General features: G+C 58.0%; 10 protein-coding genes. 6 read left to right on the plus strand and 4 right to left on the minus strand.

Annotated elements, in window-relative coordinates; translation table 11 throughout:
- Positions 1-13 precede the first annotated feature (13 nt).
- Positions 14-715, minus strand: coding sequence for an aspartate/glutamate racemase family protein (locus HU731_RS01445; protein ID WP_186608166.1), 702 nt, complete (start codon positions 713-715; stop codon positions 14-16).
- Between the two features lie 211 nt (positions 716-926).
- On the opposite strand from HU731_RS01445, the gene HU731_RS01450 reads away from it, so the two are divergent.
- On the plus strand, positions 927-1,598 hold the full coding sequence (locus HU731_RS01450; RefSeq protein WP_186608165.1) for a DUF3313 domain-containing protein: 672 nt from the start codon (positions 927-929) through the stop codon (positions 1,596-1,598).
- A gap of 54 nt (positions 1,599-1,652) precedes the next feature.
- Here the strand turns inward: HU731_RS01450 and HU731_RS01455 are convergent, their stop codons facing one another.
- From HU731_RS01455 to HU731_RS01465, 3 genes are all read right to left on the minus strand, one after another.
- Complete coding sequence (locus HU731_RS01455; RefSeq protein ID WP_186608164.1) at positions 1,653-3,053, minus strand: DUF1254 domain-containing protein; 1,401 nt, start codon at positions 3,051-3,053, stop codon at positions 1,653-1,655.
- A gap of 115 nt (positions 3,054-3,168) precedes the next feature.
- Positions 3,169-3,522, minus strand: a complete 354-nt coding sequence (locus HU731_RS01460; RefSeq protein WP_186608163.1) for a response regulator — start codon at positions 3,520-3,522, stop codon at positions 3,169-3,171.
- A 206-nt stretch (positions 3,523-3,728) separates the two neighbouring features.
- Positions 3,729-7,259 carry an Mcf1 protease effector domain-containing protein gene (locus HU731_RS01465; RefSeq protein WP_225931556.1) on the minus strand — a complete coding sequence of 1,177 codons (3,531 nt, stop codon included), beginning with the start codon at positions 7,257-7,259 and terminating at the stop codon, positions 3,729-3,731.
- 286 nt (positions 7,260-7,545) lie between these two features.
- On the opposite strand from HU731_RS01465, the gene HU731_RS01470 reads away from it, so the two are divergent.
- The 5 genes from HU731_RS01470 (at position 7,546) to HU731_RS01490 (ending at position 14,113) form a co-directional block, all read left to right on the plus strand.
- Positions 7,546-11,043: a response regulator gene (locus HU731_RS01470; RefSeq protein ID WP_186608162.1), complete on the plus strand. Its 3,498-nt coding sequence runs from the start codon at positions 7,546-7,548 to the stop codon at positions 11,041-11,043.
- Positions 11,044-11,874, plus strand: a complete 831-nt coding sequence (locus HU731_RS01475; RefSeq protein ID WP_437180727.1) for a CheR family methyltransferase — start codon at positions 11,044-11,046, stop codon at positions 11,872-11,874.
- Positions 11,871-12,470, plus strand: a complete 600-nt coding sequence (locus HU731_RS01480; protein WP_186608160.1) for a chemotaxis protein CheB — start codon at positions 11,871-11,873, stop codon at positions 12,468-12,470. Before HU731_RS01475 ends, HU731_RS01480 begins: the two co-directional genes overlap by 4 nt.
- Positions 12,464-13,657 (plus strand): hybrid sensor histidine kinase/response regulator, encoded by a 1,194-nt coding sequence (locus HU731_RS01485; RefSeq protein WP_047710888.1) that lies wholly within the window; start codon positions 12,464-12,466, stop codon positions 13,655-13,657. Before HU731_RS01480 ends, HU731_RS01485 begins: the two co-directional genes overlap by 7 nt.
- Before the next feature lie 78 nt (positions 13,658-13,735).
- Positions 13,736-14,113, plus strand: a complete 378-nt coding sequence (locus tag HU731_RS01490; RefSeq protein ID WP_032897270.1) for a response regulator — start codon at positions 13,736-13,738, stop codon at positions 14,111-14,113.
- The last annotated feature ends 43 nt before the right edge of the window (positions 14,114-14,156 follow it).

The raw sequence follows: 14,156 nt of genomic DNA on the forward strand, positions 1-14,156 counted from the left end.
TTGCCCCCAAAAATCACTGTCCAATGCCCGCTAACGCAAACTCCACAGCGGCCTGCGCATGCAGCGCGGTGGTGTCCAGCAGCGGCAAGGCGCTGTGTTCGGGCTGGATCAGCAGGCAGATTTCCGTGCAGCCGAGGATGATCGCCTGGGCACCGCGCGCGGCGAGTGCCTGGATCGCCCGCTGATACACCTGGCGCGAGGCGTCACTGATGACGCCCACGCACAACTCTTCATAGATGATGCGGTGCACCGCCTTGCGTTCATCCGCGTCTGGCACCAGCACCGTGAGCCCCTGGGCAGCGAGGCGCGATTTAAGGAAGTCCTGCTCCATGGTGAACGCGGTACCCAGCAAGCCCACCGTCAAGGTCCCGGCCTCCAGGGCCGCAGCCGCAGTGGCATCGGCAATATGCAGAAAGGGGATCGACACCGCCGCCTCAATGCGCGGCGCCACTAAATGCATGGTGTTGGTACACAGCACCACACAATCAGCGCCCCCGGCCTGCAAGCGTCGCGCGGCATCTTCCAGGATCAGCGCGGTATCGTCCCAACGCCCGGCATGCTGAGCCTGTTCCACCGGGCCGAAATCCACGCTGTACATCAACACTTGCGCCGAACGCAGCGCGCCGAGCTGGTCGCGCACGCGCTGGTTGATAAGGCGGTAATACTCGGCGCTGGACTCCCAGCTCATGCCGCCGATAAGGCCGATGGTGCGCATGTGATGCTCCGGACAAAAAGTGTGGCTTCACCTTACCCACTGCAGGCGGATCAGTCATACGCAGTTACCAGCCAATTCACCGGAGCAGTTCAAATAACCTTGATCAACGATCACTTCTGATCAATATCCGGCGCTAAATAAGGTGCGATGCCTCAACATTGGCTATACCTACCACTCGTTCTTACGATGATGGTCGCCAGGGAGTTCAATAATGAAATTCAGGTTAATGATCGGCACACTGTGCGTCGCTTCGCTCGGTATGGCCGGTTGCGCCAGCAAGGTGGTGCAGCCGGATGAGTATTCAGGGTTTCTTTCCAACTACAGCCAACTCAAGGAAGCCAAGTCACCGTCGGGGGCCGAGGTGATGCGCTGGGTCGATCCACAGCTGGACCTGAGCCGCTACACGGCGGTGTACATCGAGCCCACCCAGTTCTACCCCAAGCCCCAGGCCACCTCCCGGATTCCCGAGAGTACGCTGCGCGGCATCAACGACTATTACAACCAGGCGCTCAAGCGCGAGCTGGCCCAGTCACTGCCCGTGGCCAATGCCCCAGGCCCTGGGGTGATCGTGGTAAGGGCGGCGATTACCGCGGTGAGCAGCAAGACCGAAAGCCTCAAGCCTTATGAATTTATTCCCGTCGCCCTGGTGGCCGCGGCAGTGAGCACCGGCACCGGCATTCGCGATCAGGAAACCACTCTGGGCACCGAGGCGCAGTTTCTCGATGGCAGCACTCATAAAGTGCTGGCCCAAGTGGTGCGCAAAGGCACCGGCAAGCCGCTGGCCAATGATTCTCAGGTCATGAAGGCCGACGATGTGAAAAGCGTCATTGACGGTTGGGCGTCGGACCTGCACCAGTCTTACGTGAAACTGAAAAAACACTGAGTCAAAAAAAGCGCGGCGGGTAATCACCCGCCGCGCTTTTTTTATTCGCCGAGCTTATTTAAGCGGCGTCAACGCTGGCAGCTTCCACTGGCCGCTAGCGACTTCAGGCTTGGGCAGGTAAATGCGCAATACCGCGTAGAACGGGCCGGGCGGGGCTGGCAACCAGTTGCTCTGCTCAGCCTTGGGCGGTTCGTGGTGTTGCAATGCCAGGGTCAGGCCACCGTCGGCGTCGAATTTGAGCGCCGGCAGCATCTGCGAGTTGATCACATAGCGCTTCTTGTGGTTGGGCACCAGCCATTTAGTCTTGGCGTCGTACATCGTCAGCGACCAGAACGCATCGGTCGGCGGCAACTGGTCCTTGGCAAAATGCACGGTGTAGCTGTGGCGGGCACCATTGGCCGGCTTGCCCTCGCTGTCGATAAGGTAGCTTTGGTGCGCCGCTTCATCACTGGAGTGGCCGAACAGGCCCAGCTCGGCACCGGCGTAGCGGTACAGGTAGTTGTTTTGCAGGTGGTCGCGGCTGCCGTACAGCTCTGCGCTGGTCACTTGGTGGGTGTCGACCTTGGCCTTCTTGAACGCGGCGAATTCGGCGCGGCCATCGGCGATGCCGTCTTCCAGGGCCTTGCGCTGCTCGGCGGTCAACTGGTTCACCTTGAACGGCGCGCCTGGGGCGATACCGATCTTGGCGAAGCGCGCCAGCAGGTCTTTTTCGCTGTCCTGAGGCGCGGCGAAGGCCAGCATGAAGTTCAGGTAGCGAAACAGCTGCGGGCCTTCGGTCATGGTTGCCATCGGCTTGGGCCATTGGATCTTCGGCACGTTGGCGGGGGCCGGTTGTTTCACATAGCTGCTCAGCGCCTGCACCTTGTAGCCGTTCTGGATCTGCTTGACCTTGCCCAGGTCTTTGTCATCAAACAGCTGCGTGCGGTAAAGAGCGTAGGCGATGTTGCTTTCGCTGTAGATCACACGGTCGATGTCCACCGGCTGCTGACCTTTCCAGTCTGGCCCGGCAATCATGTAGTGGCCGCCGTTATTGCCGGTACTGCGGGTGCCCAAGTAGGCGAAATTCTGCGTATAGAGGTCGATCAACTGCACCGAGTAGTAGCGGTTGTCTTCGACCTTGGGCAGGGTCAGCACCAGCGGCTCTTTACGCAGGTCCATCCACACGAATGAGTAGGGCGTGTCGACGTTAGGGGTGGTAACTGCATTGTCCTTGGGGGTGAGCACCTGGGCGTTGTTGTCTATACGGTTGAACGGCGCCTTGAAGTGGGCGCCGCCTTTATCCACGGCCTGGGTGTAGAGCGTTTTGTACATCTGCACCACGGGGAAGCCGTACAGGTAGGCTTCCTTGGCGATGGCCCGGGCTTCGCTGGGGCTTGCGGTGAAGTCAGCCCAGGCGCCGGAGCTCATGAAAATCGAGAGGCTCGCCAACAGCAGGCGCGTCGGTTTTCCAATCATGTTGTTGCGTCCTTCCTGAGTGCTATCTGAGAGCGTGGCGTGAAGGCGCTGAGTTTCCTGTTTTATTGGGCGCACGTCACGTTAATCTCTGCAAAGGACGATGGCGGGAGGGGCGTTAAAGCATGGATTTGACTTTGTCGCGCAACTGATCGATCGAGAACGGCTTGGCAATCACCTGCATGCCGGCAGGCACGTCAATGTTTTCGGCATAGCCGCTGGCAAACAGAATCGGCAGGGTGGCGCGCAGTTCGCGCACTTTGGTTGCCAGTTGTTTGCCGTCCATGTCGGGCAGGCCGACGTCGGTCATCATCAGGTCGATGACCTGGGCGGTATCTTGCACCACCGTCAATGCTTGCCCAGCATCAGCGGCTTCGAGCACCTGGAACTCCAACTCTTCGAGGACATCGACGATCAGCATGCGCACGATGGCGTCGTCTTCGACTACAAGGATGGTGGAGGTGGAGGGCATAAGGGATATTCCTGAAAAATGGAGAGCGTACGGGGCTATGGGATTGACTGACTGCTTACTAGTGAGTGTTGCGCTTCCTGGCAAGTTCCCACAAAAGGTGCCTATTGTGATCATTGTGCGGGATAAAGTCTCACACGCGGGCGAAACCCTATGAGCGTTCGCTGGAAAACAAGCGCGCCAACATTCTTAGGCGCGCTGTAAAACCTTTACAGTGCGGCGTCCAACAGCTCTTTGTAAACGTCGTTCACCGTGTCCATATCGCTGGCGGAAAAATCACTGGTTTCATAGAAACTGCCTCCCTTACCCGTTTTGTGCGGATTTAAACTCGCTGCATGTCCGCCACTGTTGAGTGCTTTCTCCATGCCCTCCTGCATTGATTGCAACGTCGTGAATTTAGCCAGCCCGCCATTGGGGTCGTAGAAAAACCAGCTTGTTACGCCTCCTTCAACTTTTATTCCCGCGATCATTGCATGGTCCTTGGTCGCGATTCGGATGGTTTTTGACGTTGGGGAGTTGGTCAGTTCGTCGATGATTTCGAGATGACTTTGCTGCTTGAAGGTTTTGCCCATGTGAAACGCCGATCGGTCTCCCACGACGCGCTGAAAGTTCTGCATCTCCTGAATAAACTCAGCCGCTTTTGTGTCTCCCGGGTTTCTCGCCGCTCGGTAAAGGTTATTCATCAACTCGTCTTCTTTACCGAGCATGATCGCCAAGGCCATGAGGTTGGATAAACCTGCGCAATGGCCGCTGGATGTTATGTCAGTACGTGCGAGATAATCGATCTGCGATACAGGGGTAAAATGCACATCAGGCTTATACACGTCATGTTTGAGAACTGCTGATACGGCCTTGGCCTCCTCGATTCTGCGCGCGGTGAGTTCCTTGACAAGGGCGCCCAGTTGTTCAGGGCTCAAATGATTATTTAGCGCAATACGCAAGAGATGGTTGGAGGATACATTGGCGTCATAGCCCGGCAGGCTATGAGGAACGCCCTGAGTTAAACCTCGCTGATAGGCAACAGCATTCGCTGGCGATTGGGCGCGGGTCAGGATATGCCGAAAAGCCGCGTTATTGGAACCGTGGGCGCGGTCAATCAGAAGTCCCGGCGCACCCAACGGGGTAAAATCCCTGATCGGCGGCCCGTATACGCGGTTTTTCACCGGGTCATAGTGATGCCACTGATTGTTTTTTAATACGGCGACGGTATGACTACTGCGATTTGCGGAGGTATAAGTGCCGATCAGTGCGGTGCCGTGCTCCTTGCTCACGGCCTTGAGCACATCATAGCTGCCCGTAGCCCCGCGTACTGCATTCACGATCTTGGCGCCTTTGTTTCCAAGAAACTGAAGGCCCTTGCCGGCCAACCGTACCCCACCTACCGCTGCGTCGCCCAGCCCTCCCAACGGGTTCAGTGCGCTGAAAGTCGCCATGCCGATCACCTTGGCTACCCGCGCACCCTTGCTTGCAATTGAGGCTGCGGTGCCTGCAATCTTGATAACCTTTCCGGCCGTCGCAACACCTGCCGTCAGGAATCCGAACACATCCAGCCCCAGGTCAACCGCGCCTGCGCCGACATTGCCGTGGCTAAAATTTTTGATCGCGGAATAAAACGGCACCATGTCCAACAGAAAACCTTCGAACACTTTGGACCGTTTGTTATTCTTGTCGTCGTACGTAAGGCCCCGTGCCCGTTCCAGAATGGCCTCATCATCAAAGTTGGTGTGTTCTACAAACGCATCGGCAATGAGTTGACTGCGGGCAGAATTGAAGCTGTCAGGCACGGCGTTGTCTGTCGGTCGCTGTTCCTTGCCAAGCGCGTCGGCACCGTTGGAAGGTTTGAATACCTTGGTTTCGTAGGTTACGTTGCCATTTCGTCTCGTTCCGGGCTCCGCTTTACTGTGGTAAAAGCTCCGAATCGAGCCCTCCGCGAAGCTGATTTCATAAGCAACCGCCTTGCCATCGCGTTCGACGCGTAATAACAACGGCTCTTTTTTGGGGTGGACTTTGTTACGAAAGAACGGAAAGAGTTCTGTGCTCAAGGTTGTGGCTTGTTCTTGAAAAAAGGTGATCTTGCCTAACTCTAAATTCTGCCTGTCTACCAAGGGCAACTGCGCGATCAAGTGCCTTATGGCAGTGTTCATCGCAACTTTCTTTTCCTTAATGGCCGCCTTGAATTCCTGATTGAACGATTCACGCACGCCAAAGGTGGAGGTCGCGTTCAGTTTGTCTACAGGAACCTGCGGGTCTTTACTCTCGTAATGAAGTGGCCCTTTCAAGTCCATCATCACGATATCCCTGAGTGAGTGCGGGCCGACCGGGCCGGGCTCATAATAAAGGTCGCCCCACGGCCTGCGCCGCTCATGCGACACGTGAATCAACCTTTTGTCGTATATCGCTTCCAAGTCGGGAAAGCGCTCTTTGAGTACGATGTCGGCTTTCAGCGCACGAGAGGGCAGGTCTTTCTCGAAGACGTCATTTGCCGAAGCCATCGCTGAGTTGCGTGCTTCGAACTCGCCCATAAGGGCAGCCAGCTCTTCTGCGGTGTAGAGGTGGTCGGCTTTCTTGTCCAACACACGATTCACAACGCCCCAGTCGATCAGGGCTTCGCGTTGCGCATCGTGAGTGACTGACCGGTCGGCCAGGCTTGCACTCTCGGCCTCGAGCATGACCTGTGCGAATGTCATGCTCGCAACCCGGCCGGGGGTCTGGGCTTCAATGGTTGCTGCGGCAACGGTCAGGTTGACCCAGGCCGGGCTGCCGTAGGTCACGGTTTTAGGAATGTCTTTGATCAAAAACACCGGCGCCCGGGATGCCAACAATACGTATGCTGCCGCCGCTGCCATATCAGGGCTGGTCTTGCCGTTGGCCACCAAGTGTTTGCCCAAGTTGTCTACCACTTTCCCAGCGGTTTGGCCCCAGTGGTGTTCGTGGCCAAGATCGAAGCCAGCCAACAGGTTGCGGTTGGTCTCAGTGATGGACTGGGGGTCCAGTTGCAACGTCATCGCTGCCAAAAGATGGTCCATGGCGCTGCTGTCTGTGGCGACATGCTGCATGCTTTCCTGCAAGTGCTTGCCCAGCGCCTGGGCTTGGGTAGAGCTGACCAGCGCATTCAGCGTTTTGACCGGGTCGGCCAGCACCTCGGGCGATAGCGGCGTATGCCTGCACAAATACTCCAGCAGCGATCCGGTTTCCTTGACGGTGGGTTCATCAGGCGTAGCTGCGTAGTTCAGGGTGAAGTTGCGCAAACGCTCCTGCTCATCGGCGCTCATTGGCACCGGCCAGCCTAGTGCGCCTTCCAGGTTGCCCAGCGGGTGCACTTGAGAACGATCAATCACCGCGACAGACAGACCGCAGACTTTGAAATGACTGTCCGGCAATGGCAGCCCGATGCCTTTGATGAACGATTCCAGTGTGGTGCGGGCACCTGTTACCGCGTAAGTCGCCGAGTCCGGGTGTACATCCATCGGGGTTGCCTTGAGCGCCGCTAGCACTTCATGAGCGGGGGCATCCTGGCCCAGGCGCTGAGCGATCCCGGCCAGGGCATCGCCAAGGCGCTTCAAGTTTTGACGGCCGCCCAGTTGCTCGTTCAGATTGGAACTTTGGACGTCAGGGGTGGCTGAGAACACATCGTGGGGCTGCGGTTTAGGGGGAGGGGTATACGGTGTGCTGGTTATGGGTGTCGGCTGTGGCAGGTTAATGAAAGGATTAGAGTGGTTACGTTCCAAGGTGAACGACATATAAGGTACCTGGCTCAGAAAGAAGAATACGCCTGCCTACGAACTCTCCCTGTTCCAAAGGCGCACTGGTGTGTGGGAATGCCCAGTGGCCAGGTTCCCCACTCGCTGATTTGCAGCGGTGGGAACTGTTTCAAGGTACTTTAGGTTGCACGACTAACCGTAAGGGATCAGTGCTGCAAAGCCTCGAGCATTGAGGTTATCGCTGCCAATCAACGCACAAACATAGCGTTGAGCAATGTTATTCGGGCAAACTTGCGGTTTTTCCGCATTTGGCCAAGGCATGCCCATGACACCCGCGTCGTCCGTCGATGAAAAAAGCTTCCGTACCCTGCTGAGCCGAAACGTGGCCTTGCCCTTGGGCGTGGGCGTGCTCAGCGCGGTGTTTTTCGTCTGCCTGATTACCTATTTGCTTTCGGTTATCCAGTGGGTGGAGCACACCGACCGCGTCATTAACAACCTCAATGAGACGTCCAAACTGACGGTTGACCTGGAAACAGGTATGCGCGGCTTCCTGATCACCGGTGACGAGCATTTCCTTGACCCGTACGAAGTCGCCAAGCCGCGGATCATTGCCGACCTGCGCAATCTGCAAGACCTGGTAGCCGACAACCCGCAGCAGGTCGACCGACTCAAGCGCTTGGAAACCTTGCAAACCGAATGGAACAACTACGCGCAGTCGATGATTGAACTGCAGCGCAACAGCGGCGATTACCGGGGCGCTGTCAAGGCGGGCCGGGGCAAGCGGCTCACTGATGAGATCCGCAAGGAATACGAAGACGCGGTGGCGATGGAACAACAGTTCCGTATCACCCGTAACGCAGAAGTCACCCGTACGACGGTGATCAGTGTCACGTTGTACCTGGTGTTTGTACTGGGGTTGAGTGGCTTTCTGGCCTACATCGGCAGGAAGAATTTAATTTCACTTTCAAAGAGTTACAGTGCAAACCTCGCGTCACAACAGAAGATTGCACGGCGCCTGGAGCAAACCGCCTGGCTGCGCAATGGCCAGACCGAACTGGCCGAACAAGTGCTGGGCCAACTGACCCTGAACATGCTGGGGCGCAATATCCTGCAGTTCTTCGCCCAGTACATGGGTTCGGCCGTCGCCGCACTGTATGTGCGCGAAGAACACGGCGGCCTCAAGCGCGTGGCCACGTATGGCTTTTCCCGCGAGCAGGAACAACAGGAACAGTCGATCTACAGCGATGAAGGCATCGTTGGCCAGGCCGCCCAGCGCGATCGCCTGATTCGCCTGGACGATGTGCCGGTGGATTACTTCAAGGTCAGCTCGGGACTGGGCGAGGGCGCGACCCGTAGCGTATTGGTAGTGCCTACCAGCGATGACGACCGTGTCAATGGCGTGGTCGAGTTGGGTTTCCTGCGCCCACTGGATGAGCGTGATATTGAACTGCTGGAACTGATCGCCGGTAATATCGGCACCTCCATCGAAGCCGCACGCTATCGCCAGCGCTTGCAGGAAGTGTTGGCCGAGACCCAGCAGCTCAACGAAGAGCTGCAAGTGCAGCAGGAAGAACTCAAGACCGCCAACGAAGAGTTGGAAGAACAGTCGCGCATCCTCAAGGAGTCCCAGGCCCACCTGGAAACCCAGCAGGCTGAACTTGAGCAGACCAACGAGCAACTGGCCGAACAGACCCAGACCCTGGCCGAACAGCGCGACGCCATGGACCGCAAGAACATCGAACTGAACCAGGCCCAACTGGAGCTGGAAGACCGCGCCGATGAGCTGCAGCGTTCCAGCAAGTACAAGTCCGAATTCCTCGCCAACATGTCCCACGAGCTGCGTACACCGCTGAACAGCTCGCTGATCCTGGCCAAACTGCTGGCAGATAACCCCCAGGAAAACCTCAGTGCCGAGCAGGTCAAGTTTGCCGAGTCGATCTATTCGGCCGGCAATGATTTGCTCAACCTGATCAACGACATCCTGGATATTTCCAAGGTCGAAGCCGGCAAGCTGGAAGTACGCCCGGAAAACGCCAGCGTCGAGCGCCTGGTGGATGGCCTGCGCGGTATGTTCGAGCCGCTGGCAATGGACCGCAAGCTGGGCTTCCAGGTGGACGTGCAGCAAGGCTCGCCAACCCTGCTGTTTACCGATCGCCAGCGTCTGGAGCAGATTCTCAAGAACCTGTTGTCCAACGCCATCAAGTTCACTGAACAGGGCGAGGTCAGCTTGGCGGTGTCCCGTGCGCCGGGGGAGGGCATTGCCTTCACGGTGCGCGATTCCGGCATTGGTATCGCCCCGGACCAACAGGAAAGCATTTTCGAAGCCTTCCGCCAGGCCGACGGCACCACCAACCGCCGTTACGGCGGTACGGGCTTGGGCTTGTCGATTTCCCGTGACCTGGCCACCTTGCTGGGCGGCTATATCAGCGTGACCAGCGAGCCGGGCAAAGGCAGTATTTTCACGCTGGTGTTGCCGGAACAATATGTTGAACGCGACGAGGACGCGGCGCCCATCGAGCCCCCGCGCCAAGTGGTGGTCGCGCCGGCACCGGCGCCCGTCAAGGTGTCGCCATTGCCGGTGGCCGACGCCAAGCTGATCCCACGCTTTGCCGACGACCGCGAAAAAGCACCGTTCAGCACCCGTTGCATCCTGGTGGTGGAAGACGAGCCGAATTTTGCGCGCATTCTGTTCGACCTCGCCCACGAGCTGGGTTACCACTGCCTGGTCGCCCACGGCGCCGACGAGGGCTACAGCCTTGCCGAGCAATACATCCCCGATGCGATCCTGCTGGACATGCGCCTGCCCGACCATTCCGGGCTGACCGTGCTGCAGCGCCTCAAGGAACACGCCAACACGCGCCACATCCCGGTGCACGTGATTTCCGTGGAAGACCGCGTCGAAGCCGCCATGCACATGGGCGCCATCGGTTATGCAGTCAAGCCCACCACCCGCGAAGAGCTCAAGGACGTGTTCGCGCGCCTGGAAGCCAAGTTGACCCAGAAGGTCAAGCGCATCCTGCTGGTGGAGGACGATGACCTGCAGCGCGACAGCATTGCCCGCCTGATCGGCGACGATGACATCGAGATCACCGCCGTAGGCTTTGCCCAGGAGGCCCTCGACCTGCTGCGCAGCACTATCTACGACTGCATGATCATCGACCTCAAGCTGCCGGACATGCTCGGCAACGAGTTGCTCAAGCGCATGGCCACCGAGGATATCTGCTCGTTCCCACCGGTGATCGTATACACCGGACGCAACCTGACCCGTGATGAAGAAGCCGAGCTACGCAAGTATTCGCGTTCGATCATCATCAAGGGCGCGCGCTCCCCTGAGCGCTTGTTGGACGAAGTCACGCTGTTTCTGCACAAAGTCGAATCGCAGTTGTCCCATGACCGCCAGAAGATGCTCAAGACCGCCCGCAGCCGCGACAAAGTCTTCGAAGGGCGCAAAATCCTGCTGGTGGACGACGATGTGCGCAATATCTTCGCCCTGACCAGCGCCCTGGAGCACAAAGGCGCGGTGGTGGTGATCGGGCGTAACGGCCAGGAGGCCATCGACAAACTCAATGAAGTGGACGATATCGACCTGGTGCTGATGGACGTAATGATGCCGGAGATGGACGGTTACGAGGCCACGGCCTTGATCCGTCAGGACCCACGCTGGAAAAAACTGCCAATCATTGCCGTGACGGCCAAGGCCATGAAGGACGATCAGGAACGTTGCCTGGCAGCAGGCTCAAACGATTACCTGGCCAAGCCGATTGACCTGGACCGCCTGTTCTCACTGATTCGCGTATGGCTACCGAAGATGGAACGCATTTAAGTGGAGCAGTGTTTCTTGGATAAGAGCAGCGATATTGAGCTGCGCCTGTTGATCGAGGCGATTTACCTCAAGTACAGCTATGACTTTCGCGACTACTCGGGCGCGTCGGTCAAACGCCGGGTGGCCCATGCCTTGCGCCAGTTCGACTGCGCGACCATTTCTGCACTGCAAGAGCGCGTGTTGCACGACCCGTCGGCGTTCATGCAGTTGCTGCAGTTCTTGACCATCCCGGTGAGCGAGATGTTTCGCGACCCGTCGCACTTTTTGGCGATTCGCCAGGAAGTGGTGCCGTTGCTCAAGACCTACCCGTCGATCAAGATCTGGATCGCTGGCTGCAGCACGGGCGAGGAGGTGTACTCCATGGCCATCCTGCTGCGTGAAGAAGGCTTGCTGGAACGCACCATCATCTACGCCACCGACATCAACCCGGCGTCGCTGGAAAAAGCCAAGCAGGGCATCTTTTCCCTGGATAACGTGCGTGCCTATACCGCCAATTATCAGCAGGCCGGCGGGCAACGTTCATTTGCCGACTACTACACAGCGGCTTACGATTACGCGATCTTCGACAAGACATTGCGCGAGAACGTAACCTTCGCCGATCACAGCCTGGCGACCGACAGCGTATTTTCAGAAACTCAATTAATTTCATGTCGTAACGTATTGATTTATTTCAATAAAAAATTGCAAGATCGAGCGTTTGGCTTGTTTCATGAGTCGCTGTGTCATCGCGGCTTTTTGGTGCTGGGCAGCAAGGAAACCCTGGATTTTTCCGCCTATAGCAAGCAATTCGAGCCCTTGGTCAAGCAGGAACGGATCTACCGCAAATCATGAGCGACGCGCCAGACACCCCGATTCTTGGGATCGAAGCCATCGTCGTCGGCGCTTCCGCCGGCGGCGTCGAGGCGTTGCTGAGTATTTTCGGCCAACTGCCGAGCAGCTTCGGCCTGCCGATCGTTGCCGTGCTGCACCTGCCGGACGAGCGCCGCAGCCAACTGGCAGAAGTCTTTGCGCGGCGCCTGAACATCCCGGTCAAGGAAGCGAGGGACAAAGAAGCGCTGGAGGCGGGCACCTTGTACTTTGCCGGGCCCGGTTATCACCTGTCGGTAGAACAGGACCGCAGCCTGTCCCTGAGCCAGGAAGACCGGGTGCACCACTCCCGGCCCGCCATCGACTACCTGTTTTCCTCGGCGGCCGATGTATATGGGCCGCGCCTGCTCGCCATTTTGTTGACCGGCGCCAACCAGGACGGCGCAAGCGGGCTGGCCCACGTCAAGCAATCGGGTGGCATTACCATCGTGCAGGACCCACAAGAGGCGCGCATTGCCGTCATGCCCCTGGCGGCCCTGGCCTTGCACACACCAGACCATATTCTTTCCTTGAGCCGAATCGGCTCATTGCTGGCTTCCCTGGAACCTTTCCCATGTTAAGTACTGTCCAGGCCAAACTGCTGATCGTCGACGATCTGCCAGAAAACCTGCTGGCCCTCGAGGCGCTGATCAAGCGTGAGGATCGCCAGGTCTTCAAGGCATTGAGTGCCGACGAGGCGTTGTCCCTGTTGCTGGAACATGAATTCGCCATGGCGATCCTCGACGTGCAGATGCCCGGCATGAACGGTTTCGAACTGGCCGAACTGATGCGCGGCACCGAAAAGACCAAGAACATCCCCATCGTGTTCGTCAGCGCCGCTGGCCGCGAACTCAACTACGCCTTCAAGGGTTATGAAAGCGGCGCGGTGGACTTCCTGCACAAGCCTTTGGATATCCATGCGGTCAAGAGCAAGGTCAATGTGTTCGTCGACCTGTATCGCCAAAGCAAGGCGATGAAGCTGCAAGTCGAGGAACTGGAGCGCAGCCGTCGTGAGCAGGAGCTGTTGCTCACGCGTCTGCAGGCCACCCAGGCCGAGCTGGAACAAGCGGTGCGCATGCGTGACGACTTCATGTCGATTGTCGCCCACGAAGTGCGTACGCCCCTCAACGGGCTGATCCTGGAGACTCAACTGCGCAAGATGCACCTGGCCCGAGACAATGCGGCGGCATTTACCCTGGACAAGATGCACGCCATGGTTGACCGCGATGAGCGCCAGATCCAGAGCCTGATCCGCCTGATCGAGGACATGCTCGACGTGTCGCGTATCCGCACCGGCAAACTGTCGATTCGCCCGGCACCCATCGACTTGGCGCAACTGGTGCGCAACCTGGTCGATAACTTCGCGCCGCAAGTGGCCGCCGCCGAGTCGTCCATGCAATTGCAGGCCGAGAGCCCGGTGGAAGGCTGTTGGGATGAGTTCCGCATCGAGCAGGTGATCACCAACCTGCTGACCAACGCACTGCGCTACGGGGCCAAGAGCCCGGTGCAGGTGCGGGTGTATACCGAACATGGCGAAGCGCGGGTAGAGGTGCGCGACCATGGCATTGGTATCAGCGAGGAGAACCAGAAGCGTATTTTTCAGCAGTTCGAACGGGTTTCCGCCAACCACTCCGCCGCCGGCCTGGGGCTGGGCCTGTTTATTTCCGAACAGATCGTGGCTGCCCATGGCGGTACCATTGAGGTCGAGAGCCAGATAGGCGAGGGCGCGCTGTTTCGCGTATGCCTGCCCCTTGAGGTGGCCGAGTGAAATCAATCGTCACCCCAACGCAACCTCTGCGTGACCCCATGGTCGTAACTGCAGCAATTGACCGGACAAAGGCTTCCCATGAGTGAAGATGCACAAGATGTCGTACTGATCGTCGAGGACGACGAATCCATTATGTTTGTGCTGGGCGAGTACCTGGCAGGTTTGGGTTACCGGGTCTTGAAGGCAATCGACGGGGAGCAGGCCTTCGAAATCCTTGCGACCAAGCCGCACCTGGACTTGATGGTGACCGATTACCGCTTGCCGGGTGGGATTTCTGGCGTGCAGATTGCCGAGCCGGCAATCAAGTTGCGTCCGGAATTGAAAGTAATCTTTATCAGCGGTTACCCGCAGGAGATTCTCGACTGCCACAGCCCGATCACGCGCAATGCGCCGATCTTGGCCAAGCCGTTTGATTTGGATACGCTGCAGGAGCATATCCAGAGGTTATTGGCGTAATAACCAAGGTTCTTCTCGAACGCCGAGAAGAACCTTTTAATGC

The sequence above is a fragment of the Pseudomonas salmasensis genome, assembly GCF_014268375.2.
Taxonomy (GTDB): domain Bacteria; phylum Pseudomonadota; class Gammaproteobacteria; order Pseudomonadales; family Pseudomonadaceae; genus Aquipseudomonas; species Aquipseudomonas salmasensis.

Coding starts and splice junctions, on each gene's coding strand:
- HU731_RS01485 (WP_047710888.1), top strand. CDS start 12,464: ATGTTAAGTACTGTCCAGGCCAAACTGCTGATCGTCGACGATCTGCCA.
- HU731_RS01490 (WP_032897270.1), top strand. CDS start 13,736: ATGAGTGAAGATGCACAAGATGTCGTACTGATCGTCGAGGACGACGAA.
- HU731_RS01470 (WP_186608162.1), top strand. CDS start 7,546: ATGACACCCGCGTCGTCCGTCGATGAAAAAAGCTTCCGTACCCTGCTG.
- HU731_RS01450 (WP_186608165.1), top strand. CDS start 927: ATGAAATTCAGGTTAATGATCGGCACACTGTGCGTCGCTTCGCTCGGT.
- HU731_RS01480 (WP_186608160.1), top strand. CDS start 11,871: ATGAGCGACGCGCCAGACACCCCGATTCTTGGGATCGAAGCCATCGTC.
- HU731_RS01455 (WP_186608164.1), bottom strand. CDS start 3,053: ATGATTGGAAAACCGACGCGCCTGCTGTTGGCGAGCCTCTCGATTTTC.
- HU731_RS01460 (WP_186608163.1), bottom strand. CDS start 3,522: ATGCCCTCCACCTCCACCATCCTTGTAGTCGAAGACGACGCCATCGTG.
- HU731_RS01465 (WP_225931556.1), bottom strand. CDS start 7,259: ATGTCGTTCACCTTGGAACGTAACCACTCTAATCCTTTCATTAACCTG.
- HU731_RS01445 (WP_186608166.1), bottom strand. CDS start 715: ATGCGCACCATCGGCCTTATCGGCGGCATGAGCTGGGAGTCCAGCGCC.